The sequence below is a fragment of the Enterobacter sp. ENT03 genome (assembly GCF_019218745.1).
GTDB lineage: Bacteria > Pseudomonadota > Gammaproteobacteria > Enterobacterales > Enterobacteriaceae > Enterobacter_D.
In genome coordinates this window covers 81165-105810 of the sequence record NZ_JAHUXA010000013.1, presented here as the reverse complement: position 1 = coordinate 105810, position 24646 = coordinate 81165, and the positions used below count along the sequence as shown (strand labels likewise).

The following is a 24646-nucleotide window of genomic DNA, read 5'->3' as shown; positions in this document are numbered from 1 at the left end:
AACCCCGCCCGCAGAGGCCTGGTTTGTGCTGGCGTTGAAGATTTTTTCAGCGCCATTTTTATTTACGCGCGGGAAGGAAATCCCTACGCAAACGTTTTCTTTTTCTGTTAGAATTCGCCCCGAACTGGACGACAGGGCGATTAATCGTGGGACACATATGGTCTGGATTGATTACGCCATCATCGCGGTAATTGGTTTTTCCTGTCTGGTTAGCCTTATCCGTGGCTTTGTTCGTGAAGCGTTATCGCTGGTGACATGGGGTTGTGCTTTCTTTGTCGCCAGTCATTACTACACTTACCTGTCAGTCTGGTTCACGGGCTTTGAAGACGAACTGGTTCGAAATGGGATTGCTATCGCGGTGCTGTTTATCGCGACGCTTATCGTCGGCGCTATTGTTAACTACGTTATCAGTACGTTGGTCGAGAAAACCGGCCTGTCGGGTACTGACCGGGTGTTGGGGATTTGCTTCGGTGCGCTGCGCGGTGCGCTGATTGTCGCCGCCATTCTGTTCTTTCTCGATACCTTCACCGGCTTTTCCAAAAGCGAAGACTGGCAAAAGTCGCAGCTGATCCCGCAGTTTAGTTTTATCATCAGGTGGTTCTTTGACTATCTGCAAAGCTCGTCAAGTTTCTTGCCCAGGGCGTAAGGCTCTGAGACGTGGCTTAGAGTTTGGTCCATTAGGCTATTTTTCTTGCCATTTTGAACCTGGGCAGTGCTCACAATCCTCGCGTACTCCGTGTACGCTCCGGTTGTTGCGCGCTGTCCGCGTTCAAACTGGCTGCGACAATGACGCCTAATAAACCAAACTCTTAACGAGGAATATAAGTATGTGCGGTATTGTCGGTATCGCCGGTTTCATGCCGGTTAACCAGTCGATTTATGATGCATTGTCGGTGTTGCAACACCGTGGTCAGGACGCCGCAGGCATTATCACCATTGATGAGCTTAACTGCTTCCGTTTGCGTAAAGCCAACGGCATGGTGAACGATGTATTTGAAGCCCGCCATATGCAGCGCTTGCAGGGGAACATGGGTATCGGCCATGTGCGTTACCCGACTGCGGGCAGCTCCAGCGCTTCAGAAGCGCAGCCTTTTTACGTTAACTCGCCGTACGGTATCACGCTTGCCCATAACGGCAACCTGACCAATGCTCACGAGCTGCGTAAGCGTCTGTTCGAAGAAAAACGCCGTCACATTAACACCACCTCCGATTCTGAAATCCTGCTCAATATTTTTGCCAGCGAGCTGGATAACTTCCGCCACTACCCGTTAGAAGCGGATAACATTTTTGCCGCCGTTGCCGCCACCAACCGTCAGATCCGCGGGGCCTATGCCTGCGTGGCGATGATCATCGGCCACGGTATGGTCGCCTTCCGCGATCCCAACGGTATTCGTCCACTGGTACTCGGTAAACGCGATCTCGCCGATGGCCGCACCGAATATATGGTGGCCTCCGAAAGCGTTGCCCTGGATACGCTGGGCTTTGAATTCCTGCGCGATGTGGCACCTGGCGAAGCGGTGTACATCACCGAAAAAGGCCAGCTGTATACCCGTCAGTGTGCGGAAAACCCGGTCAGCAATCCGTGCCTGTTTGAGTACGTCTATTTCTCGCGTCCGGATTCCTTTATCGACAAGATTTCCGTGTACAGCGCCCGCGTGAATATGGGTAAAAAGCTGGGCGAGAAAATTGCCCGCGAGTGGGAAGATCTGGATATTGACGTGGTCATCCCGATCCCGGAAACCTCCTGTGATATTGCGCTGGAAATCGCCCGTATTCTGGATAAGCCGTACCGCCAGGGCTTCGTGAAAAACCGCTACGTTGGCCGTACCTTCATCATGCCGGGCCAGCAGCTGCGCCGTAAGTCCGTGCGCCGTAAGCTGAACGCCAACCGTGCGGAATTCCGTGACAAGAACGTGTTGCTGGTAGATGACTCTATCGTGCGCGGTACCACTTCTGAGCAGATCATCGAGATGGCCCGTGAAGCCGGGGCGAAAAAAGTGTACCTCGCCTCTGCCGCGCCGGAAATTCGCTTCCCGAACGTGTATGGCATTGATATGCCGACCGCGACTGAACTGATCGCGCATGGCCGTGAAGTGGATGAAATCCGTCAGATCATCGGTGCTGACGGCCTGATTTTCCAGGATCTCACCGATCTGATCGACGCTGTGCGTGCCGAGAACCCGGATATTCAGCAGTTCGAATGCTCGGTGTTTAACGGTATCTACGTCACCAAAGACGTGGATCAGCAGTATCTGGATTATCTCGACGCCGTGCGTAACGATGATACCAAAGCGCTGCTGCGTCAGAACGAAGTGGAAAGTTTAGAAATGCATAACGAGGGGTAATGCCCTCACACCGGCCCTCTCCCTGCCGGAGAGGGCGGTTGCAACTCCTGCCAAAATCCTGCAAAGTCCTCAGCAAATTAGCGAAAGGGCGATGGACATGAAACGACTCATAGTAGGGATCTCCGGGGCCAGCGGCGCCATTTACGGCGTGCGCTTATTACAGGTGCTGCGAGATGTTGCCGGTGTGGAAACCCATCTGGTGATGAGCAACGCCGCCCGTCAGACCCTGGCGCTGGAAACCGATCTCTCCCTCAAAGACGTGCAGGCGCTGGCGGATGTGGTGCATGATTCCCGCGACATTGCCGCTTCTATTTCCTCCGGCTCCTTTAAAACCGCGGGCATGGTCATTTTGCCGTGCTCGGTGAAAACCCTCTCAGGCATCGTGCACAGTTATACCGACAGCCTGGTCACCCGCGCCGCGGACGTAGTACTGAAAGAGCGCCGTCCACTGGTGCTCTGCGTGCGCGAAACGCCGCTGCATCTCGGGCATCTGCGCATCATGACCCAGGCCGCCGAAATGGGCGCGGTGATCATGCCGCCAGTACCGGCCTTTTACCACCGGCCACAGTCGCTGGATGATGTGATTAACCAGACGGTCAACCGCGTGCTGGATCAGTTTGATATTGAACTGCCCGCCGATCTCTTCACTCGCTGGCAGGGCGGGAATGCCTCAAAGTAGTGCGCTGCCCCGTTAAGGGGCAATTCTGCAAGCGCGATCATATCCTCAACATTTAATCCCTGTTTTCGGTTTGTAACACGCGAGTGTCTCTGGCAGACCTGCTATCTTTCACTGTGACGTCAATATTGCAACCTTTTGTTAACATTCTCAACGCGCTAAATCGCAGCGGCAACAAACTGGCATAAGACATGCAAGCATTGACGGGTAGCAAACACACAACACAACGCAATACATAATAAAATCAGAAAACTTGAGGGGAATGTATGAAGAAGACGGTTGTTGCTCTGTCTTTACTGCTGGGACTGTCCGGCATCGCCAGCGTCAACGCTGCACTGCCACAGACCGTGCGCATTGGTACGGATGCCACCTATGCGCCATTCTCATCCAAGGATGCGAAAGGGGATTTTGTTGGCTTTGACATCGATCTCGGCAACGAGATGTGCACCCGCATCAAAGTGAAATGCACCTGGGTTGGCAGCGATTTTGATGCGCTGATCCCCTCCCTCAAAGCGAAGAAAATCGATGCGATTATCTCTTCTCTGTCGATCACCGAAAAACGCCTGCAGGAGATCGCCTTCTCCCAGCCGCTCTACGCCGCTAACGCCCGTCTGATCGCGGCGAAAGGCTCACCGATCCAGCCCACCACCGATTCGCTGAAAGGTAAACACGTAGGCGTGCTGCAAGGCTCCACGCAGGAAGCCTATGCCAACGACAACTGGCGCAGCAAAGGCGTCGATGTGGTGGCCTACCAGAACCAGGATCTGATTTACTCCGACCTGACGGCAGGTCGTATTGATGCCGCTTTCCAGGACGAAGTGGCCGCCAGCGAAGGCTTCCTCAAGCAGCCAGAAGGTAAAACTTTTGATTTCGCCGGTCCGTCGGTGAAAGACAAAAAATACTTCGGTGACGGCACCGGTATTGGTCTGCGCAAAGACGACGCCGAGCTGAAAGCCGCTTTCGATAAAGCCTTCGATGAGATCCGCAAAGACGGCACCTACGACAAGCTGGCGAAGAAATACTTCAACTTTAACATCTACGGTGACTAAGCCCTGATGCGCCGTGGTGCATAACTGACATGAATGCTTCAGCGTGGTGCAACACACGCACTGCAATGGGGCATCCATGCATAGTTAAGCAAAAGTCATGCAAAAAAAAGCGTGACCTGTGACAGAATATTTTGCCTTGCCGGGGCGAACAGTGGCACGATACCAGCAATCTTCATTTTATAAATCCCCTAGAAAAGACAGGCTGTTGAGGATAAATATGAAAAAACTGGTGTTATCTCTCTCTCTGGTGTTCGCTGTTTCCAGTATCTCCGGCGCATTCGCTGCCATTCCACAAAAACTCCGTATCGGTACCGATCCGACTTACGCGCCGTTTGAGTCAAAAAATGCACAGGGCGAATTAGTCGGTTTCGACATCGATCTGGCAAAAGAACTCTGTAAACGTATTAACACGCAATGCACCTTCATTGAGAACCCGCTTGACGCGCTGATCCCGTCGCTGAAAGCGAAGAAAATCGACGCCATTATGTCGTCGCTGTCGATCACCGAAAAACGTCAGCAGGAAATCGCCTTTACCGACAAGCTCTATGCAGCGGATTCCCGTCTGGTGGTGGCAAAAGATTCTGACATCGTGCCGGATCTGGCGACGCTTACGGGCAAACGTGTTGGCGTATTGCAGGGCACCACGCAGGAAACCTACGGTAACGTGCACTGGGCGCCGAAAGGCGTGGAAATTGTCTCCTATCAGGGGCAGGACAATATTTATGCTGATCTGACCGCAGGCCGTATTGACGCCGCGTTCCAGGACGAAGTCGCTGCCAGCGAAGGCTTCCTGAAAACGAAGGTTGGGGCGGATTACAAATTCGGTGGCCCGTCAGTGAAAGATGAAAAACTGTTTGGCGTCGGCACCGGTATGGGCGTGCGCAAAGATGACACCGAACTGCGTGAGGCGCTGAACAAGGCTTTCGCCGAAATGCGCGCCGACGGCACTTACGAAAAACTGGCGAAGAAGTATTTTGATTTCGATGTTTACGGTGGCTGATCACTATCAGGTCGCCGGATGGCGACGCTGACGCGTCTTATCCGGCCTACGCGGTGAACGTATTTCGTAGGCCGGATCAGGCGAAGCCGCCATCCGGCATCAACACACACAGGACACAGGCTGCATGCTGTACGGTTTTTCTCAGGTAATTTTACACGGCGCCCTTGTCACGCTGGAGCTGGCGCTCAGCGCCGTGGTGCTGGCAGTGGCGATTGGTCTGGCAGGGGCAGGGGGCAAGCTTTCCGGCAACCGCCTGCTACGCATCCTTTTTGAAGGTTACACCACGCTTATTCGTGGCGTGCCGGATCTGGTGCTGATGCTGCTCATCTTCTACGGCCTGCAAATCGCGATTAACAGCGTGACCGAAGCGATTGGTATGGGACAGATCGACATCGACCCGATGGTGGCCGGTATCATCACCCTTGGCTTTATCTACGGCGCTTACTTTACCGAAACCTTTCGCGGCGCGTTTATGGCGGTACCGAAAGGGCATATCGAGGCGGCCACTGCGTTCGGCTTTACCGGATCGCAAATCTTTCGCCGCATTCTCTTCCCGGCGATGATGCGCTACGCGCTGCCGGGCATCGGTAACAACTGGCAGGTTATTTTGAAAGCCACCGCGCTGGTGTCGCTGCTTGGCCTGGAAGACGTGGTGAAAGCCACGCAGCTGGCCGGGAAAAGCACCTGGGAGCCGTTCTATTTCGCGGTAGTGTGCGGGTTAATTTATCTGGTGTTTACCACCGTCTCCAATGGTGTGCTGCTTCTGCTCGAACGTCGCTACTCCGTGGGTGTGAAGAGGGCTGACCTGTGATCGAGATTATTCAGGAGTACTGGCAATCCCTGCTGTGGACGGACGGCTATCGCTTAACGGGCGTGGCGATCACGCTGTGGCTGTTGATCTCATCCGTGGTGATGGGCGGCATTCTGGCGCTGTTTCTGGCTATCGGGCGCGTCTCCAGCAACAAATTTGTCTGCTTCCCGATCTGGCTGTTCACCTATATTTTCCGCGGCACACCGCTGTATGTGCAGCTACTGGTGTTCTATTCCGGGATGTACACGCTGGAAGTGGTGAAAGGAACGGAGCTGCTGAACGCTTTTTTCCGCAGCGGCCTGAACTGTACGGTGCTGGCGCTGACGCTCAACACCTGTGCTTACACCACCGAGATTTTCGCCGGGGCGATCCGCTCGGTTCCGCATGGAGAAATCGAAGCGGCGCGGGCATACGGCTTTTCCTCGGTAAAAATGTATCGCTGCATCATTCTGCCGTCGGCGCTGCGCATTGCGCTGCCCGCCTACAGCAATGAAGTGATCCTGATGCTGCACTCCACCGCGCTGGCTTTTACCGCCACCGTGCCGGATCTGCTGAAGATTGCCCGTGATATAAACTCGGCGACCTACCAGCCTTTTACCGCCTTTGGGCTGGCGGCGGTGCTGTATCTGATTATTTCTTATGTGCTGATCAGTCTGTTCCGCAAGGCGGAAAAGCGCTGGTTGCAGCATGTGAAACCTTCTTCGACGCACTGAGAATACGATGTCTGAGAACAAACTAAACGTTACCGATTTACACAAACACTACGGCGAACACGAAGTGCTGAAAGGCGTATCGTTGAAGGCGAATGCGGGTGATGTGATCACCATTATCGGCTCCTCCGGCTCCGGTAAAAGTACCTTTTTGCGCTGCATTAACTTCCTCGAAAAACCGAGCGAAGGGACGATCGTGGTCAGCGGTCAGAACATCACGCTGGTGCGCGATAAAGACGGTCAGCTTAAAGTGGCCGATAAAAATCAGCTGCGCCTGCTGCGTACCCGCCTGACGATGGTGTTCCAGCACTTCAACCTGTGGAGCCACATGACGGTGCTGGAAAACGTGATGGAAGCGCCGATTCAGGTGCTGGGCCTCAGTAAACAGGAATCCCGCGAGCGGGCGGTGAAATATCTGGCGAAAGTCGGCATCGACGAGCGTGCGCAGGGGAAATACCCGGTGCATCTGTCCGGTGGTCAGCAGCAGCGTGTTTCCATCGCCCGCGCGCTGGCGATGGAGCCGGAAGTATTACTGTTCGATGAACCAACTTCGGCGCTGGATCCGGAGCTGGTGGGCGAAGTGCTGCGCATCATGCAGCAGCTGGCGGAAGAGGGCAAAACCATGGTCGTGGTCACCCACGAAATGGGCTTTGCCCGCCACGTATCTTCCCACGTGATTTTCCTGCATCAGGGGAAAATTGAAGAAGAGGGCACGCCTGCCGAGCTGTTCGACAATCCGAAAAGCCTGCGTTTGCAGCAGTTCCTTAAGGGATCGCTGAAGTAATCCTGGCCCCTCATCCTGTGGGTGAGGGGCTTATTTAAAATCCGCCCGCTCAAGACGATACACGCAGTCGTCATGAAACACGCCGTTCACCCGATACACCTTAGGCAGCACGTCCGTCTGCACAAACCCCAGCTTTTCCAGCACCCGCTGCGACGCGCGGTTTTCCGCCAGCACATACGCATTCAACGCCGTCACGCCGGTCTGCGCAAAGGCATACTCACACAGCGCCCGTAACGCTTCGCTGGCGATGCCCTGGCCCTGCGCGTCGCTTACCACGCTGTAGCCGACATCCGCCTCCAGCGGATTTTGCGAGCTGATACGCAGCCCGAGATCGCCGAGCGGCGTTTCATCGTTATGGCGGCGGATCACAAAGGCCCCGGAGTTATTCAGCCGGGTAAAAAACACATGGCGCACCTCTTCCTCGCTGGCAATATCCGCCATATAGCGCATGTTGTCGGGATCCTGACGCAGACGTAAAAAGAACGGCCAGTCGCTTTCCTGAAAGGTGGAAAGCGTCAGGCGCGGGGTAGTGAGGGTGACCATAATCGGTGTCATTATTTAGCGCACCACATCCGCCAGCGCGTCTTCGAGCTCGAACCAGCGGAAGCCGAAACAGGATGCTTCAAGGCGTTTAGGCAGCGCGCGCTGACCGCCCAGCACCAGCACGGCGGCTTCGCCCATCAGCAGGCGAATGGCGAAGGCCGGTGTGCGCACCAGCGTCGGGCGATGCAGCACGTGTCCCAGCGCGTGAGCGAACTGTTCATTGTGCACCGGATAAGGTGAAACCATATTGAACGGGCCGCGCAGATCGTTATCCAGCAGCCACAGAATGCCGTTGACCATATCGTCGATATGGATCCACGCAAGGTACTGCCGCCCGTTGCCAATCGGGCCGCCAAGACCGGCGCGAAACACCGGCAGCAGTTTTCCGAGGATACCGCCTTTCGGGGCGAACACCACGCCGGTGCGCAGCAGACAGACGCGGGTAGCCTCGCTCTGGGCGCCGCAGGCGATCTGCTCCCAGCGGGCGCACAGCTTATGGGTAAATTCGTTGTGCGGCGGTTCGTCTTCCGTCACCACCACTTCCCCTAAATCGCCGTAATAGCCGGTTGCTGAACCGGAAATCAGCACTGCGGGCGGCGTTTCGCTGGCCTTGATCAGGTCAACGAGTTTTTGGGTGATCGTCCAGCGGCTGTTGCACAGGCGCTGCTTTTGCGTTTCGCTCCAGCGCTTATCGGCGATAGGTTCACCTGCCAGATTGATCACCGCGTCGATGTCGTTAAGCTCGGTGCGATCGTGCAGGCCTTTCCACAGCGTCACGCGGGCATCGAGCTGCCCCTGCGCCTTGTGGGGGTTACGTGTTACCACGGTCACGCTGTGTCCCAGTTCAAGCAAACGGGGAATAAGATGGCGACCAATAAGACCCGTGCCGCCGGTAATCAGAACCCTCATACAACCTCCTGGTGACGCTCAGCGCTGCCAGCTCATGGTCATGGATACCGAGTCGGCGTAGCGCAGGGCGTGAAGTTTATCGATTTCTGCTTCAGCATAGGTCACCCAGTGATGTTCGCGCGCAATATCGAGCACGTCCTGAGTTAATTTTTCCAGCAGGAAGAAGCGATTGTTCTCAACATGCTGGATGATGCGTTTGGTGATGGTCCGGTAATTCAGCGCATCATTGATGTCTTCGCTGGCGCGCGCTTTATCCGCCGGATAGTGGATCACCACGTTGATCACAATGTCCTGTCGGTTTGCAATCTCTTCGTCTTTGATGCCGATAAATGTCCTCAGGCGCAGATTTTTTATACGAATGACAGCATCAGGTTGCGGCATGGAACAACTCCTCCTTGTAGTGAATCGCGCCATCATACACGAGGTTTATTGCTGTGCGCAGTGGCGCTATGGCAGCTGCGCTTTTTGCATCGCCCGCTGCGTGGCCGGACGATTGCGAATGCGCTCAAACCAGTTATTCACCGCCGGATAGTGAGCTAAATCAATGCGCTGACGTTCATGGCTGTTGATCCACGGCCAGGCCGCAATATCCGCTATGCTGTAGTGTTCCCCGCCCAGCCAGGGCACGATTTCCAGACGTTTATTGAGCACGTTATACAGCCGCTGGGTTTCCACCTGATAACGCTCAATGGCGTAAGGTTCGGGTTTTGGGGCGAAGTGGTTAAAGTGATGATTCTGCCCGAGCATCGGGCCAAGACCGCCCACCTGCCAGAACAGCCATTGCAGCGTGCGGTGCCGCTCGCGCAGCTCACCGCTCAGCAGCAGACCGGTTTTCTCCGCCAGATAAAGCAAGATCTCGCCGGATTCGAACAGGCTTAATGGCGCACCGCCATCCGCCGGAGTGTGATCAACAATGGCGGGAATTTTATTGTTGGGGGAGATTTCCAGAAACTCGGCGCGGAACTGGTCGCCTTTGCCGATATTTACCGGGATCAGGCGATAATTAAGCTCAGCCTCCTCCAGAAATAAGGTGATTTTATGGCCGTTAGGCGTCGGGGCGTAATAGAGATCGATCATGTCACCTCCTGTTATTGCAGTCGCATCGCAGAAGGGAGTATAGGCGTAAGCCTGGCGCGATGAGTTTTCATGAGTGACAGACGTGCCGTAACGCACTATTTTGAAGGTAAATTCCATGTTGGGTGAGGTTGTTATGAGCGATGCGGCAATAACGTTGTGGTCTGATGCAAATTACTTTTCTCCCTATGTCATGTCGGTCTATGTGGCGCTGCATGAAAAAGGGCTGCCTTTCACTATTAAGACGGTGGATCTGGATAGCGGCGAAAATACCCGTCCCGGCTGGCAGGGCTACACGCTGACCCGACGCGTGCCGGTGCTGGAGATTGACGGCTTCGAATTAAGTGAATCCTCGGCCATTACTGAATACCTCGACGAGAAATTCCCCGCGCCGGAGTGGGAGCGCATCTATCCCCATGACTTGCAAAAACGCGCCCGTGCGCGGCAAATTCAGGCATGGCTGCGCAGCGACCTGATGCCGATCCGCGAAGAGCGTTCCACCGACGTGGTTTTTGCAGGCGTAAGAAAAGCGCCGCTCAGCGCCGCAGGCCTGGCAAGCGCCCAAAAACTCTTCGATACTGCAAGCCTGCTGCTTGCTGATGGCAAGCCCAATCTGTTTGGTGAATGGTGCATTGCTGATGCGGATCTGGCGCTGATGCTCAACCGCCTGGTGCTGAACGGTGACGCCGTGCCGGAGCCGCTCGTGGAATACGCGACATTCCAGTGGCAGCGTTCTTCAGTCCAGCGTTTTGTCGCACTTTCTGCGCAGCCTTCAGACTGATCGACGCTCAGAGATCCGCTATCATTAGACGGGATTTTTACCACGAGGTTTGCGCAATGAAGCTGATGTTTGCTTCAGACATTCATGGATCGTTACCGGCCACCGAACGTGTACTGGAACTGTTCGCCGAAAGCGGCGCGCAGTGGCTGGTGCTGTTGGGGGATCTGCTGAACCACGGGCCGCGTAACGCGCTGCCGGAAGGTTATGCACCAGCCCAGGTGGCCGAGCGGCTGAACGAGCAGGCGGCGCGCATTATTGCGGTGCGCGGCAACTGCGACAGCGAAGTGGATCAGATGCTGCTTAACTTTCCCATCACCGCGCCCTGGCAACAGGTGCTGATGGCAAACCAGCGGCTGTTTGTGACCCACGGGCATCTGTTTAGCCCTGATCATCTGCCGCCGCTGGGGGCGGGAGATGTACTGGTTTACGGTCATACCCATTTGCCGGTGGCGGAACGACGGGGCGAGATTATTGTTTTTAATCCCGGCTCGGTCAGTATTCCGCAAGGTGGACATGTCGCCAGCTATGGCATGCTGGATGAAAACGTTTTGCGTGTAATCGCACTGAATGATCAACGCGTTATTGCACAGGTCACGATTAATCCGTAATTTACCCGACAACCAAAAACGCGTCATAAGAGCGCTTAGAGAGAAGGTTTCCTGATGGTGGAACAACGTCATTTTACAGGCACGGAATGGGTAGATATTGTCAACGAAGACAATGAGGTGATAGCGCAAGCCAGCCGCGAACAGATGCGCGCGCAGTGTCTGCGTCATCGCGCGACCTATATCGTTGTACATGATGGCATGGGCAAAATTCTGGTGCAGCGCCGGACTGAAACTAAAGATTTTATGCCGGGCATGCTGGATGCGACCGCCGGTGGCGTGGTGCAGGCGGATGAAGTGTTACTCGACTCCGCGCGCCGGGAAGCCGAAGAGGAATTAGGTATTGCGGGCGTGCCCCTTGCCGAGCACGGCCAGTTCTATTTTGAAGATGAACATTGCCGCGTCTGGGGCGCTCTGTTTAGCTGCGTGTCCCATGGCCCGTTCGCCCTGCAGGAAGACGAAGTCAGCGAAGTGTGCTGGATGACGCCGGAAGAGATCACCGCCCGCTGCGATGAATTTACCCCGGATTCGCTGAAAGCGCTGGCACTGTGGATGACCCGCAATGCCAACAACGATCAGCCAAAACTGGAAACCGCGCAGTAACCTCAGCAACTCTCCCGCAGACAAAGCGTCGAGGCAATCGGCGCTTTGCTGCTCCAGACATCCTCATTCAGTCGTGCCAGCAGTGCGCGCCCCGCTTCAATACCAATCTGGCGATGCGGCACCGCGATGGTGGTCAACGGCGGCTGGCAGACCCGACTGACATCGCTGTCACCAAAGCCGACAATCGCCAGATCGTCCGGCACTTTGATCCGCCGACGCTGGCACTCGTAGAGCGCGCCACACGCCAGTTCATCTGACACGCAGACCAGCGCATCCAGCTCCGGCCAGGCCAGCAAAAACTCCGGCAATTGCGCCGCGCCGGTAGAAAAGGTGGGGGGCGCGGCAGCGTTAATCACCCGGTTCGGCGACATGTGATGGCGCAGCATGGCTTTATACCAGCCCTGCAAATGCTGCTGAAAAATCCACTGTTCCTGATTGGCGCACAGCAGGCCGATATTCTGGTAGCCACGCTGGATAAGCGTCTGCGTTAACTCCTGCATGGCGGCGACGTTATCAATACCGATATTCATATCAATGGGATCGGTCCGCGTCGCGCCGATTTCCATCACCGGAATACTGGCGTTCGTCAGCCAGTGACGCACGGTTTCGCTGTGCTCGACGCTCAGCAAAATAGCGGCGGCGAGGTTCGAGGCCAGCAGTGTTTCCAGCAGCTTTTCTTCCTGCTCCAGCCGGTGCTGTGACTCTGCCAGCATGATTTGATACCCCGCCGGTTGCAGCACCTGCTGGAGTCCGGCAAACATCTCCGAACAGCCGGACTCCGCCAGATTCGGCACGACCATTGCAATCGTCCATGACGACGCGGAGGCGAGGGCGCTGGCGGCCAGATTGGGCAGATAACCCAGCTCCCGTACTGCGGCCTCAATTTTTTCACGTAGCTTGCCGGAAACCTGTTCGGGCGTGCGCAGCGCTCTGGAAACCGTCATCGTGCCGACGCCTGCCAGTTGCGCAACGTCCGCCAGCGTCACCTTTCCGGTATTGCGCCGTTTTCGGGTAATAGACATTCTCGTTCCTGCGTAAAGACGATGATCTCAGTGGCTTTTTTCGCGTTATTTACTCCTAGCAAAGCAAGTATACGCCGGATAAGCACACTATTACCGGGACCGAGGACAATGATTGTGATTTGATAGCGCTATCACAATTTCGGACAGTGCTTTTTGATAGCGCTATCTTTGTGATTACCGTCACGGTCAACCTGCGGATCCTTGCTTAAAGTTTGTCCATCTTTTGCCACCCAAGAGGGGAACAGTGTGCTGGAGACATGGCTTAACAGACCCACTATTCAATGCCGCGAGCAGGTTGATGACTGGCAACAGGCGCTGGCGATCTGCGCTCAACCGTTGCTGGATGCAGGTGTGATCACGCCGGATTACGTGCCAGCTATCATCCGACAGCAGCAGACGCTGGGCGCGTATTACGTGCTGGCGCCCGGACTGGCGATGCCCCATGCCAGGCCAGAAGAGGGGGCGAAGGCGCATGGCTTATCGCTGCTGAAATTACAGCGCGGCGTGGTATTTAATGCCGGCGAGTTCGATCCGGTGGATCTGATTATTATGCTGGCGGCGGCAGACAAACACAGCCATATAGAGATGATCGCCACGCTGGCGGAATTATTTTCCAGCGAGAAAGACATGGAGGAATTACACCAGGCCAACAGTAAGGAGGAAATACAAAAAATCATTCAACGCTTTTAGTTTTTATACATTAATTATTTTAATCCATCACGCCATTATTACGTGATGCACCTGAACTTTACCCTACGAAAGGTGATAATAATGAAAATTATGGCAATTTGCGGTTCCGGCCTCGGCAGTAGTTTTATGGTCGAAATGAATATTAAAAAAGTGCTTAAAAAACTCAATATCGAGGCGGAAGTGGAACATTCCGACCTGTCATCCGCTACGCCCGGTGCAGCCGACCTGTTCGTGATGGCGAAAGACATCGCTGCCAGCGCCAGTGTGCCGGACCACCAGCTGGTGGTAATCAATAATATTATCGATATTAATGAGCTGGAAGCGAAGCTCCAGACTTATTTTGCCAACCGGTAACAGCATATAAAGCGAGGCGGATATGTTTATCCTTGAAACGCTCAATTTTATTGTCGACATACTGAAAGTGCCGTCAGTGCTGGTGGGTTTAATTGCCTTGATTGGTCTGGTGGCGCAGAAAAAATCTTTCTCCGATGTGGTAAAAGGCACGGTAAAAACTATTCTCGGTTTTATTGTGCTGGGGGGTGGCGCTACAGTATTAGTGGGATCACTTAATCCGTTGGGCGGCATGTTTGAACACGCCTTTAATATTCAGGGGATCATTCCGAATAATGAGGCGATTGTTTCCATTGCGCTGGAAAAATACGGCGCGTCAACGGCGCTGATCATGGCATTTGGTATGGTCGCCAATATTATCGTCGCGCGCTTTACGCGGCTGAAGTATATCTTCCTGACCGGCCATCATACGTTTTATATGGCCTGTATGGTCGGCGTGATCCTCACCGTCGCCGGTTTTGAAGGCGTCGGGCTGGTGTTTACCGGATCGCTGATTTTAGGTCTGGTGATGGCCTTCTTCCCGGCCATCGCCCAGCGCTATATGCGGCGTATCACCGGTACTGACGACATCGGCTTTGGTCACTTCGGCACCCTCGGCTATGTGCTGGCAGGCTGGATCGGCAGCGTCTGCGGTAAAGGCTCGCGTTCTACGGAAGAGATGAACCTGCCGAAGAATTTAAGCTTTTTGCGCGACAGCTCCATCTCCATCTCGCTCACCATGATCATCATTTATCTCATTATGGCGGTCTGCGCCGGTCGGGAGTATATCGAAAGCACCCTCAGCGGCGGACAGAACTTCCTGGTGTACGCCATTATTCAGGCCATCACTTTTGCCGCCGGGGTATTTATCATTCTGCAGGGCGTACGGCTGATCCTGGCAGAAATCGTTCCGGCCTTTACCGGCTTTTCAGAAAAACTGGTGCCCAATGCCCGCCCCGCGCTGGACTGCCCGGTGGTTTACCCTTATGCGCCTAACGCCGTGCTGATTGGCTTCCTGTTCAGCTTCCTCGGCGGGCTGGTGGGGCTGTTCCTGCTTGGGCAGATGAAGCTGGTGCTGATCCTGCCGGGCGTGGTGCCGCACTTCTTTACCGGTGCCACCGCCGGTGTCTTTGGTAACGCTACCGGAGGACGACGCGGCGCGATGCTCGGGTCTTTCGCTAACGGGCTGTTGATCACTTTCCTGCCCGTGCTGCTGTTGCCGGTGCTGGGTGCCATCGGTTTTGCCAACACCACCTTCTCGGACGCCGATTTCGGTGTGATTGGCATCGTATTGGGCAATCTGGCGCGCTATCTCTCGCCGCTGGCGATCACCGGGCTGGTGGTGACGTTGTTTGCCGCGCTGGTGGCGTGGAATGTGTTTGCGCGGAAAAAACCGGCGGCTGGCGACACGCAGCCCAATAGCGGAGCGAAATTATGAGCACGATTGCAGAACTGACGCAGCTGGCGCGGGAGATCCGCGTCGCTACCCTGAAATCACTGACCGCGCTGGGGTTCGGGCACTACGGCGGCAGCATGTCGGTGGTGGAAACCCTGGCGGTATTGTACGGCGAGGTGATGCGCATTGATCCGGCGGATCCCGACTGGCCGCAGCGCGATTACTTCGTGCTGTCGAAAGGGCACGCCGGCCCGGCGCTGTACAGCACGCTGGCTATCAAGGGCTATTTCCCGGTGGAGGAGTTACAGACCCTGAATCAGAACGGCACCCGCCTGCCAAGCCACCCGGATCGGCTGAAAACCCGTGGCGTGGATGCCACCACTGGTTCGCTGGGGCAGGGGATCTCTATTGCTGGCGGCATGGCGCTGTCGCATAAGCTGGCCGGACGCGCTAACCGTGTGTTCTGTATCGTCGGCGATGGCGAGCTGAACGAAGGCCAGTGCTGGGAGGCGTTTCAGTTTATCGCCCACCACCGGCTGAATAATCTGACGGTGTTTGTCGACTGGAACAAACAGCAACTGGACGGCGAGCTGGACGAGATTATTTGCGCCTTCGATCTGGAAGGGAAATTCCGCGCCTTTGGCTATGACGTGTGCACCGTAAAAGGCGACGACATCGCCGGCATTCTGGAAGTGGTCGCGCCGCGTCCGGCAGCGGAGGCGCGCCCGCGCATCGTGATCCTCGACAGCATCAAAGGGCAGGGTGTGCCTTATCTGGAACAGCTCGGCAACTCACACCATTTACGCCTGACGGATGAGATGAAGCAGGCACTGGATCAGACCATCGCACAACTGGAGGCCGCGCATGATTAAGATTGCACCGGACGGGGGAAAAGACGCCGTTGAAATGCGCAAAGTGTATGCCGGATTTGTAGCAGAACAGATTGAGCGCGGCAGCGATATTATCGCGCTGGAAGCGGATTTAATGAGTTCTATGGCGATGGATGGCGTGCAGAAACGTTATCCGCAGCACGTGATTAACTGCGGCATTATGGAAGCCAATGTTATCGGCACCGCGGCGGGGCTTGCGCTTACCGGGCGTAAACCTTTTGTGCATACCTTTACCGCCTTTGCCAGCCGCCGCTGTTTTGATCAGCTGTTTATGGCGCTGGACTATCAGCTCAATAACGTGAAGGTTATCGCCTCGGATGCGGGGGTGACGGCCTGTCACAATGGCGGCACGCACATGTCCTTTGAGGATATGGGCATTGTGCGCGGGCTGGCGCATTCGGTGGTGCTGGAGGTGACCGACGCGGTGATGTTTGACGATGTGTTGCGCCAGCTGATGACGCTCGACGGCTTTTACTGGCTGCGCACCATTCGTAAACAGGCGGCGACCGTCTATGCCCCCGGCTCGGTTTTTACCATCGGCAAAGGTAATGTGCTGCGCGACGGCAGTGACATCACGCTTATCGCCAACGGCATTATGGTGGCAGAAGCATTGCAGGCAGCGCGCCAGCTGGAGCAGGAAGGCGCGAGTGCGGCGGTGATCGACATGTTCACGCTCAAACCTATCGACCGGATGCTGATAAAAAACTATGCCGAGAAAACCGGCAAGATAGTGACCTGCGAAAACCACAGCATTCACAATGGACTTGGTTCAGCGGTGGCGGAGGTGCTGGTAGAAACCTGCCCGGTACCGATGCGTCGCGTCGGGGTGAAAGCGCGTTACGGCCAGGTGGGAACGCAGGATTTCCTGCAAAAAGAGTATGGCCTGACGGCGCAGGATATTGTGTTGGCGGCGCGGGAGTTGCTGTAAATAAAAAGGCGACCCTGTATGGGGTCGCCTTTTTGTTGCCCGGTGGCGCTGGCGCTTACCAGGCCTACGTTTTTGTAGGCCGGATAAGCGAAGCGCCATCCGGCAAAACATTATTGCTGTTGCGAAGACTGGATCGCCGTCAGGGCGATGGTGTAGACAATATCGTCTACCAGTGCGCCACGAGACAGGTCGTTTACCGGTTTACGCATACCCTGCAGCATCGGCCCGATGGAGATCAGGTCGGCAGAACGCTGTACCGCTTTGTAAGTGGTGTTACCGGTGTTCAGATCCGGGAAGATGAACACGGTAGCACGACCCGCCACCGGCGAGTTCGGCGCTTTGGATTTCGCTACGTCAGCCATGACCGCCGCGTCATACTGCAGAGGGCCGTCGATGACCAGATCCGGGCGTTTTTCCTTAGCAATACGGGTTGCTTCGCGGACTTTCTCTACATCGCTACCGGCACCAGAGTTACCGGTGGAGTAGGAGAGCATCGCCACGCGCGGCTCGATGCCGAATGCCGTTGCGGAATCCGCAGACTGGATAGCGATTTCTGCCAGCTGTTCAGCGGTCGGATCCGGGTTGATCGCGCAGTCACCGTAAACATAAACCTGTTCCGGCAGCAGCATGAAGAACACGGAAGACACCAGCGAGCTGCCCGGTGCGGTTTTGATCAACTGTAACGGCGGACGGATGGTGTTCGCGGTGGTGTGAACCGCACCGGAAACCAGACCGTCAACTTCGTCCTGCTCCAGCATCAGCGTACCCAGCACCACATTGTCTTCCAGCTGCTCGCGGGCAACGGCTTCGGTCATGCCTTTGCTCTTACGCAGCTCAACCAGGCGGGCAACGTAGCTTTCGCGAACCACTTCTGGATCGACGATTTCGATGCCTGCGCCCAGTTCAACGCCCTGGGAGGCCGCAACGCGGGTGATTTCATCCGGGTTACCCAGCAGCACACAGGTCGCGATGCCGCGCTCGGCACAAATCGCTGCCGCTTTCACGGTACGCGGCTCGTCGCCTTCCGGCAGCACAACGCGTTTGCCAGCCTGACGGGCCAGTTCGGTCAGCTGATAGCGGAACGCTGGCGGAGACAGACGACGGCTACGCTCGGAGGTCGCGGTCAGAGACTCGATCCAGTCAGCATTGATGTAGCTGGCAACGTATTCCTGCACTTTCTCGATACGCTGATGGTCATCAACCGGTACTTCCAGGTTGAAGCTTTGCAGGCTCAGGGAGGTCTGCCAGGTGTTGGTGTTCACCATGAATACCGGCAGGCCGGTGGCGAAAGCACGTTCACACAGCTTAGCCACGCGAGCGTCCATTTCATAAGCGCCGGTCAGCAGGATGGCACCAATTTCCACGCCGTTCATCGCCGCGAGGCAGGCAGCCACCAGCACGTCAGGACGGTCTGCGGAGGTCACCAGCAGCGAGCCTGCGCGGAAGTGTTCCAGCATGTGCGGGATGCTGCGCGCACAGAAAGTAACGGACTTCACGCGGCGGGTGTTGATGTCGCCTTCGTTAACGATGGTGGCATTCAGGTGACGCGCCATGTCGATCGCACGGGTGGCGATCAGATCAAAGCTCCACGGCACCGCGCCGAGAACCGGCAGCGCGCTGGAGTGTTGCAGCTGAGTCGGATCGATATTGCTGACTTTCGCTTTGGAAGAGTCATCAAAAATCTCAGACAGGTCCGGGCGGGTACGCCCCTGTTCATCAACGGGTGCATTCAGCTTGTTGACGATAACACCGGTGATGTTGGCGTTTTTCGCGCCGCCGAAGCTGCTGCGGGTCAGTTCGATACGCTCTTTGATCTGCTCGGCAGTATCGGTGCCCTGGGACATGACGAAAACAATTTCGGCATTCAGGGTTTTGGCGATTTCATAGTTCAGCGACTGGGCGAACTGATGTTTACGCGTAGGCACCAGGCCTTCAACCAGTACGACTTCAGCGTCTTTTGCGCTTTCGTGGTAGCGGGCGATGATCTCTTCCATCAGCACATCTTTCTGATTGCTGGAGAGCAGAGATTCAACGTGGCTCATTTTCAGCGGTTCAGCGGCTGGCAGGCCGGAGTTCGCGCGCACGATAGTGGTAGTCTGGTCAGGCGCATCGCCGCCAGCACGCGGCTGGGCGATAGGTTTGAAGACGCTCAGACGAACGCCTTTGCGTTCCATTGCACGGATCACACCCAGGCTGACGCTGGTCAGACCGACGCTGGTTCCGGTAGGGATGAGCATAATAATACGGGACACGGTTTATCCTCTTTCGTTACCGCCGCTGCGGGCGGAAGATAAAACAGCACCGCCAGCGTTGGCTGGCGGTGTGGTGAATCAGGCAGTCAGACGGTTAGCGTCTTGTGCGATGACCAGCTCTTCGTTGGTCGGGATAACCACCGCCGGGGTGGTGCCTTCTTTGTTGATGAACCCGGATTTGCCAAAACGGGCAGCCAGGTTACGTTCGTGATCAACATCGAAGCCCAGAACGCCCAGTTTGCCCAGAGTCAGTTCGCGCACCATGGCAGCGTTTTCACCGATACCACCGGTGAAGACCACGGCATCCAGACGACCGTCCATCAGCGCGGTGTATGAGCCGATGTATTTCGCCAGACGGTGGCAGTAAACGTCCATTGCACGTTTAGCGTCTGCTTTATCCGCGTAGTTGTCTTCAACATAACGGCAGTCGCTGGTGACTTCGGTCAGACCCAGCAGGCCGGACTGTTTGGTCAGCATGGTGTTGATTTCATCCACGCTCATGCCCAGGGTGTCGTGCAGGTGGAAGATAATCGCCGGGTCGATGTCACCGGAACGGGTACCCATCACCAGACCTTCCAGCGGGGTCAGACCCATGGAGGTATCAACACATTTACCGTTACGGATTGCAGAAACAGAACCGCCGTTGCCCAGGTGGCAAGTGATGATGTTAACTTCTTCAACCGGCTTGTTCAGGACTTTCGCCGCTTCCTGAGTCACATAGAAATGGCTGGTGCCGTGTGCGCCATAACGACGTACGCCGTGCTCTTTGTACAGGCTGTACGGCAGCGCATAGAGGTAAGATTCTTCCGGCATGGTCTGATGGAACGCGGTGTCAAATACGGCCACGTTTTTGTCTTTCAGATTCGGGAAGGATTTCAGCGCTTCAGCGATACCGATCAGGTGAGCTGGGTTATGCAGTGGTGCGAAGGATGCAGAGTCTTTGATGCCCTGGATCACTGATTCGTCGATCACTACGGAACTCGTGTATTTTTCGCCGCCGTGGACGATACGGTGACCAATCGCGGTCAGCTGAGCAGACAGTTCTGGTTTTTGTGCCAGAATAGTGTTAACGATAAAGTTCAGCGCTTCACTGTGAGCGGCGCCTGCACCTAAAGCCGCTTCTTGTTTGCTGCCGTCCATCTTCCACTTGATACGTGCTTCAGGCAGATGGAAACATTCGGCCAAACCAGAGAGGTACTCGTCACCGTTTACAGCATCGATAATTGCGAATTTCAGTGAGGAGCTACCGCAGTTCAGAACCAGTACTAACTTACTCGACATGGAAGTACCTATTATTGATACGTGGCTAAAAAAACGTCAGTTGGCCTCACAGCGTAGCGTATGATGACGCTGACATTTATGATTAACATCATGCTCAGTTAACTTTTTCGCACGATGAAAGGGAATACTGATTATTTTATGCCATTTTGCGCAAATTTCAGTCAGTGGCATAATATTCATTAAATTGACGAGATAAAGTTCGTCAACTATGGCCAAATCAGGCTGAAACAGGATACCTGATAGCAGCGTGGTATGACAAAATATTTTGAACGTTGTCCCGAGCAGTTGTTGTTTTGCACAAATTTTTTAATCTTTATATGTGAAGTTGAGGTAATACCATGTCTGCACCTGAAGATCGCCACGTGAGCTTTTTCAGTTTGTTTCGTCGGGGACAGCATTATGCGAAAACCTGGCCCATGGAAAAGAGCCTCGCTCCGCTGTTTGTTGAAAACCGCACCATACGCGCCACGCGCTACGCTATTCGCTTTATGCCGCCGCTTGCGGTATTCACCCTTTGCTGGCAGATCGCCCTTGGCGGTCAGCTTGGTCCTACGGTCGCGACCGCGCTGTTTGCGCTGAGCCTGCCGATGCAGGGCCTGTGGTGGCTGGGCAAACGTTCGGTCACGCCGCTACCCCCTTCCATCCTCCAGTGGTTTTATGAAGTTCGGGGCAAACTCCAGGACGCAGGCCAGGCGCTGGCACCTGTTGAAGGCAAACCTGACTATCAGGCGCTGGCTGACACGCTTAAGCGCGCCTTCAAACAACTGGATAAAACTTTCCTGGATGATTTGTAATTCCCCCATGATTACGCATATAAAGAAGGCACATAATTTATGTGCCTCTTTTTTTGCCGTGAAGTAATGAGGAGTAACGAATGGAAATGACCAACGCCCAACGCCTGATCCTGTCGAATCAATACAAAATGATGACCATGCTGGATCCGACTAACGCAGAACGCTATCGTCGTCTGCAAACCATTGTGGAACGTGGTTTTGGCCTGCAAATGCGCGAGCTGGATCGTGAATTCGGCGAGCTGCCGGAAGAAACCTGTCGGGTGGTAATCGACATTATGGAGATGTACCACGCGCTGCACGTCTCGTGGACTAACCTGAAAGACGTCCAGAGCATCGACGAACGACGCGTAACATTCCTCGGCTTCGATGCAGCTACCGAATCGCGTTACCTCAGCTATGTGCGCTTTATGGTGAACACCGAAGGGCGCTACACCGATTTCGATGCCGGTACTCACGGCTTCAATGCCCAGACTCCAATGTGGGAAAAATACCAGCGTATGCTGGGCGCATGGCACGCCTGCCCGCGTCAGTACCATCTGAGCGCTAACGAAATTAACCAGATTATTAACGCCTGAGGAACTGCCTGTGCTGTGTAAAGGATTTCTGTTTGACCTGGATGGCACGCTGGTGGACTCGCTGCCTGCCGTTGAGCGCGCATGGTGTAACTGGGCGGACCGTTTTGGCATCGCGCACGATGAGGTGCTGAATTTTATCCATGGCAAACAGGCTATCACGTCGCTGCGTCATTTTATGAAAGGGCGCAGTGAAGAAGAGATCGCCGCGGAATTTACGCGTCTGGAAGGGATTGAAGCCAGCGATACCACCGGTATTATTGCGCTGCCGGGCGCGGTGGCGTTGCTGAAGCATCTTGACGCGCTGGAGATCCCCTGGGGGATTGTCACCTCGGGATCGATGCCGGTAGCCCGCGCGCGTCATCAGGCCGCGGGTTTACCGTCGCCGAAGGTGTTTGTCACGGCCGAACAGGTGAAACGCGGCAAACCGGAGCCGGATGCTTATCTGCTGGGCGCGCAGTTGCTGGGGCTGCCCGCAGAAAATTGCGTGGTGGTGGAAGATGCCTCCGCCGGGATCCTTTCCGGTCTGGCGGAGGGTTGTCATGTCATTTCGGTGAACGCGCCGGAAAACTCACCGCGTCTTGATGAGGTCGATTTTGTACTGCAAAGCCTGGAGGCGCTGGTTATTACCCGGCGGCCTGACGGTGACGTTGATGTACAAATTAACGCCTGATCGCATGATATAGCCCCGTCACGACGGGGCTTTTTTATGGCACAATTCATACCCTCTCAACAAATAAGGATATAGGGTGAACGGGGAATTAATTTGGGTTCTGAGCCTTCTGGGCGTGGCCATTGTACTTTTTGCCACCGGCAAGGTCCGCATGGACGCCGTCGCGCTGCTGGTGATCGTCGCGTTTGTGCTCAGTGGAACCTTGACGCTGAGCGAAGCTTTTTCTGGCTTCAGCGATCCTAACGTTATTCTTATCGCCGCGCTTTTCGTGATGGGGGATGGCCTGGTGCGTACCGGTGTCGCCACCAGTATGGGCGCGTGGCTGGTCAAGGTGGCTGGCAGCAGCGAAACCAAAATGCTGGTGATGCTGATGATCACCGTCGCGGGCCTCGGCGCGTTTATGAGTTCAACCGGCGTGGTCGCCATTTTTATTCCCGTCGTGCTCAGCGTCTCTATGCGCATGAAAACCTCACCATCCCGACTGATGATGCCGCTCAGCTTCGCCGGACTGATCAGCGGCATGATGACGCTGGTCGCCACGCCGCCCAATCTGGTGGTGAACAGCGAGCTACTGCGCGAAGGGCTGCCGGGCTTTAACTTTTTCAGCGTCACGCCGCTGGGGCTGGTGATCCTGGGATTGGGCATCCTGTACATGCTGGTGATGCGCTTTGCGCTGAAAGGTGAGCAGCATGAGCATCAGCGCGATGGCTGGAAGCAGCGCACCTTTCGTGACCTGATCAAAGAGTATCGTCTGACCGGGCGGGCGCGGCGTCTGGCGATCCGCCCCGGCTCGCCAATGATCGGTCAGCGACTGGACGATCTCAAACTGCGCGAACGCTACGGCGCGAACGTTATTGGCGTGGAACGCTGGCGGCATTTTCGTCGCGTGATGGTCAACGTCAACGGCGTGTCTGAATTTCGCGCCCGCGACGTGTTGCTGATCGATATGTCAGCTTCGGATGTCGACCTGCGCGAGTTTTGCAGCGAGCAACAGCTGGAGCCGATGATCCTGCGTGGCGAATACTTTTCCGACCAGGCCCTTGATGTTGGCATGGCGGAAGTGTCGTTGATCCCCAATTCCGAGCTGATTGGCAAAACGGTGCGCGAAATCGGCTTTCGCAGCCGCTACGGCCTGAACGTAGTGGGCATCAAGCGTGACGGCAGCGCTATTGATGGTGCGATCGTCGATGAACCACTGGCGCTGGGCGATATTTTCCTGGTGATCGGCAACTGGAAGCTGATTTCCGCGCTGGGGCAGCAGGGCCGCGACTTTGTGGTGCTGAACATGCCCGCTGAGGAGAGCGATGCGTCGCCAGCCCACAGTCAGGCCCCTCATGCCATTTTTTGTCTGGTACTGATGATCGCCCTGATGCTGACCGATGAGATCCCCAACCCCATCGCGGCTATTATTGCCTGCCTGCTGATGGGTAAGTTCCGCTGTATTGACGCGGAAAGTGCCTGGAAAGCCATTCACTGGCCGAGCATTATTCTTATCGTCGGCATGATGCCCTTTGCGCTGGCGTTACAAAAAACCGGCGGCGTGGATTTGGCGGTGAAAGGGCTGATGCAGTTCGGCGGCGGCTACGGACCGCACATGATGCTGCTCTGCCTGTTTGTGCTGTGCGCGACCATTGGCCTGTTTATCTCCAATACTGCTACGGCAGTACTGATGGCGCCTATCGCGCTGGCAACCGCGAAATCCATGGAATTATCGCCATACCCCTTTGCCATGATGGTGGCCATGGCGGCATCGGCAGCCTTTATGACGCCAGTATCGTCGCCGGTAAATACCTTAGTGCTGGGGCCGGGTAATTATAAGTTCAGTGATTTTGTGAAGATTGGCGTGCCCTTCACGTTGATTGTGATGGTGGTATGCGTGGTACTGATCCCGGTGTTATTTCCGTTTTAGCGGTAAGTCCGGCAAAAAT

General features: G+C 55.5%; 27 protein-coding genes. 20 read left to right on the top strand and 7 right to left on the bottom strand.

Annotated elements, in window-relative coordinates; translation table 11 throughout:
• Positions 1 to 157: 157 nt before the first annotated feature.
• From cvpA to hisP, 8 genes are all read left to right on the top strand, one after another.
• On the top strand, positions 158 to 646 hold the full coding sequence (cvpA, locus tag KW828_RS16135; RefSeq protein ID WP_088219301.1) for a colicin V production protein: 489 nt from the start codon (positions 158 to 160) through the stop codon (positions 644 to 646).
• Positions 647 to 827: 181 nt separating this feature from the next.
• Complete coding sequence (gene purF, locus KW828_RS16130; RefSeq protein ID WP_218337327.1) at positions 828 to 2345, top strand: amidophosphoribosyltransferase; 1518 nt, start codon at positions 828 to 830, stop codon at positions 2343 to 2345.
• Positions 2346 to 2442: 97 nt separating this feature from the next.
• Entirely contained in the window at positions 2443 to 3024 is a 582-nt protein-coding gene (locus KW828_RS16125; protein ID WP_218337326.1) for a UbiX family flavin prenyltransferase, read from the top strand.
• Positions 3025 to 3287: 263 nt separating this feature from the next.
• On the top strand, positions 3288 to 4070 hold the full coding sequence (gene argT, locus KW828_RS16120) for a lysine/arginine/ornithine ABC transporter substrate-binding protein ArgT (protein ID WP_218337325.1): 783 nt from the start codon (positions 3288 to 3290) through the stop codon (positions 4068 to 4070).
• 217 nt (positions 4071 to 4287) lie between these two features.
• Positions 4288 to 5070 (top strand): histidine ABC transporter substrate-binding protein HisJ, encoded by a 783-nt coding sequence (gene hisJ, locus KW828_RS16115; protein ID WP_218337324.1) that lies wholly within the window; start codon positions 4288 to 4290, stop codon positions 5068 to 5070.
• A 124-nt stretch (positions 5071 to 5194) separates the two neighbouring features.
• The gene (locus KW828_RS16110) at positions 5195 to 5881 is read left to right on the top strand and encodes a histidine ABC transporter permease HisQ (protein WP_218337323.1); all 687 of its coding nucleotides are present in this window, start codon (positions 5195 to 5197) and stop codon (positions 5879 to 5881) included.
• Positions 5878 to 6594, top strand: a complete 717-nt coding sequence (locus KW828_RS16105) for an ABC transporter permease (RefSeq protein ID WP_088219295.1) — start codon at positions 5878 to 5880, stop codon at positions 6592 to 6594. Before KW828_RS16110 ends, KW828_RS16105 begins: the two co-directional genes overlap by 4 nt.
• A gap of 7 nt (positions 6595 to 6601) precedes the next feature.
• Positions 6602 to 7375: a histidine ABC transporter ATP-binding protein HisP gene (gene hisP / locus KW828_RS16100; RefSeq protein ID WP_218337322.1), complete on the top strand. Its 774-nt coding sequence runs from the start codon at positions 6602 to 6604 to the stop codon at positions 7373 to 7375.
• A 30-nt stretch (positions 7376 to 7405) separates the two neighbouring features.
• On the opposite strand, the gene KW828_RS16095 is transcribed toward hisP, so the two are convergent.
• From KW828_RS16095 to yfcG, 4 genes are all read right to left on the bottom strand, one after another.
• Complete coding sequence (locus KW828_RS16095; RefSeq protein WP_218337373.1) at positions 7406 to 7918, bottom strand: GNAT family N-acetyltransferase; 513 nt, start codon at positions 7916 to 7918, stop codon at positions 7406 to 7408.
• Between the two features lie 15 nt (positions 7919 to 7933).
• On the bottom strand, positions 7934 to 8827 hold the full coding sequence (locus tag KW828_RS16090; protein WP_218337320.1) for a TIGR01777 family oxidoreductase: 894 nt from the start codon (positions 8825 to 8827) through the stop codon (positions 7934 to 7936).
• A gap of 18 nt (positions 8828 to 8845) precedes the next feature.
• Positions 8846 to 9208, bottom strand: a complete 363-nt coding sequence (gene folX, locus KW828_RS16085; RefSeq protein WP_218337319.1) for a dihydroneopterin triphosphate 2'-epimerase — start codon at positions 9206 to 9208, stop codon at positions 8846 to 8848.
• Between the two features lie 66 nt (positions 9209 to 9274).
• Positions 9275 to 9904, bottom strand: coding sequence for a GSH-dependent disulfide bond oxidoreductase (gene yfcG / locus KW828_RS16080; RefSeq protein WP_218337318.1), 630 nt, complete (start codon positions 9902 to 9904; stop codon positions 9275 to 9277).
• Between the two features lie 133 nt (positions 9905 to 10037).
• Here yfcG and yfcF point away from each other — a divergent pair, with 133 nt between their 5' ends.
• The 3 genes from yfcF to yfcD are packed head-to-tail and all read left to right on the top strand — an operon-like array spanning position 10038 to position 11890.
• The gene (yfcF, locus tag KW828_RS16075; protein ID WP_218337372.1) at positions 10038 to 10682 is read left to right on the top strand and encodes a glutathione transferase; all 645 of its coding nucleotides are present in this window, start codon (positions 10038 to 10040) and stop codon (positions 10680 to 10682) included.
• Positions 10683 to 10738: 56 nt separating this feature from the next.
• Positions 10739 to 11290 (top strand): phosphodiesterase, encoded by a 552-nt coding sequence (gene yfcE, locus KW828_RS16070; RefSeq protein ID WP_218337317.1) that lies wholly within the window; start codon positions 10739 to 10741, stop codon positions 11288 to 11290.
• Between the two features lie 57 nt (positions 11291 to 11347).
• Positions 11348 to 11890, top strand: coding sequence for an NUDIX hydrolase YfcD (gene yfcD, locus KW828_RS16065; protein WP_072569494.1), 543 nt, complete (start codon positions 11348 to 11350; stop codon positions 11888 to 11890).
• Between the two features lie 2 nt (positions 11891 to 11892).
• Here the strand turns inward: yfcD and KW828_RS16060 are convergent, their stop codons facing one another.
• On the bottom strand, positions 11893 to 12912 hold the full coding sequence (locus tag KW828_RS16060) for a LacI family DNA-binding transcriptional regulator (RefSeq protein WP_218337315.1): 1020 nt from the start codon (positions 12910 to 12912) through the stop codon (positions 11893 to 11895).
• 246 nt (positions 12913 to 13158) lie between these two features.
• Here KW828_RS16060 and KW828_RS16055 point away from each other — a divergent pair, with 246 nt between their 5' ends.
• The 5 genes from KW828_RS16055 to KW828_RS16035 all read left to right on the top strand — a co-directional run bounded on the left by KW828_RS16055 (position 13159) and on the right by KW828_RS16035 (position 17146).
• Positions 13159 to 13602, top strand: a complete 444-nt coding sequence (locus KW828_RS16055; RefSeq protein ID WP_218337313.1) for a PTS sugar transporter subunit IIA — start codon at positions 13159 to 13161, stop codon at positions 13600 to 13602.
• An 81-nt stretch (positions 13603 to 13683) separates the two neighbouring features.
• Positions 13684 to 13956, top strand: a complete 273-nt coding sequence (locus KW828_RS16050) for a PTS sugar transporter subunit IIB (RefSeq protein WP_218337312.1) — start codon at positions 13684 to 13686, stop codon at positions 13954 to 13956.
• 22 nt (positions 13957 to 13978) lie between these two features.
• The gene (locus KW828_RS16045; RefSeq protein ID WP_218337311.1) at positions 13979 to 15370 is read left to right on the top strand and encodes a PTS ascorbate transporter subunit IIC; all 1392 of its coding nucleotides are present in this window, start codon (positions 13979 to 13981) and stop codon (positions 15368 to 15370) included.
• Entirely contained in the window at positions 15367 to 16200 is an 834-nt protein-coding gene (locus KW828_RS16040) for a transketolase (RefSeq protein ID WP_218337310.1), read from the top strand. The genes KW828_RS16045 and KW828_RS16040 overlap by 4 nt, the downstream gene beginning before the upstream one ends.
• On the top strand, positions 16193 to 17146 hold the full coding sequence (locus KW828_RS16035; protein WP_218337309.1) for a transketolase family protein: 954 nt from the start codon (positions 16193 to 16195) through the stop codon (positions 17144 to 17146). The genes KW828_RS16040 and KW828_RS16035 overlap by 8 nt, the downstream gene beginning before the upstream one ends.
• A 110-nt stretch (positions 17147 to 17256) precedes the next feature.
• Here KW828_RS16035 and pta read toward each other — a convergent pair whose 3' ends face one another.
• Together pta and ackA are read right to left on the bottom strand one after the other, a co-directional pair.
• On the bottom strand, positions 17257 to 19398 hold the full coding sequence (gene pta, locus KW828_RS16030) for a phosphate acetyltransferase (protein ID WP_218337307.1): 2142 nt from the start codon (positions 19396 to 19398) through the stop codon (positions 17257 to 17259).
• Between the two features lie 78 nt (positions 19399 to 19476).
• Positions 19477 to 20679, bottom strand: coding sequence for an acetate kinase (gene ackA, locus KW828_RS16025; protein WP_218337306.1), 1203 nt, complete (start codon positions 20677 to 20679; stop codon positions 19477 to 19479).
• Between the two features lie 338 nt (positions 20680 to 21017).
• Between ackA and yfbV the strand changes: the two genes are divergently transcribed.
• From yfbV to KW828_RS16005, 4 genes are all read left to right on the top strand, one after another.
• Entirely contained in the window at positions 21018 to 21473 is a 456-nt protein-coding gene (gene yfbV, locus KW828_RS16020; RefSeq protein WP_218337305.1) for a terminus macrodomain insulation protein YfbV, read from the top strand.
• Positions 21474 to 21553: 80 nt separating this feature from the next.
• The gene (locus KW828_RS16015) at positions 21554 to 22048 is read left to right on the top strand and encodes a YfbU family protein (protein WP_218337304.1); all 495 of its coding nucleotides are present in this window, start codon (positions 21554 to 21556) and stop codon (positions 22046 to 22048) included.
• A gap of 4 nt (positions 22049 to 22052) precedes the next feature.
• On the top strand, positions 22053 to 22718 hold the full coding sequence (locus tag KW828_RS16010; RefSeq protein ID WP_256350220.1) for a sugar phosphatase: 666 nt from the start codon (positions 22053 to 22055) through the stop codon (positions 22716 to 22718).
• Between the two features lie 76 nt (positions 22719 to 22794).
• Complete coding sequence (locus tag KW828_RS16005) at positions 22795 to 24627, top strand: SLC13 family permease (RefSeq protein WP_218337302.1); 1833 nt, start codon at positions 22795 to 22797, stop codon at positions 24625 to 24627.
• Positions 24628 to 24646: the final 19 nt, after the last annotated feature.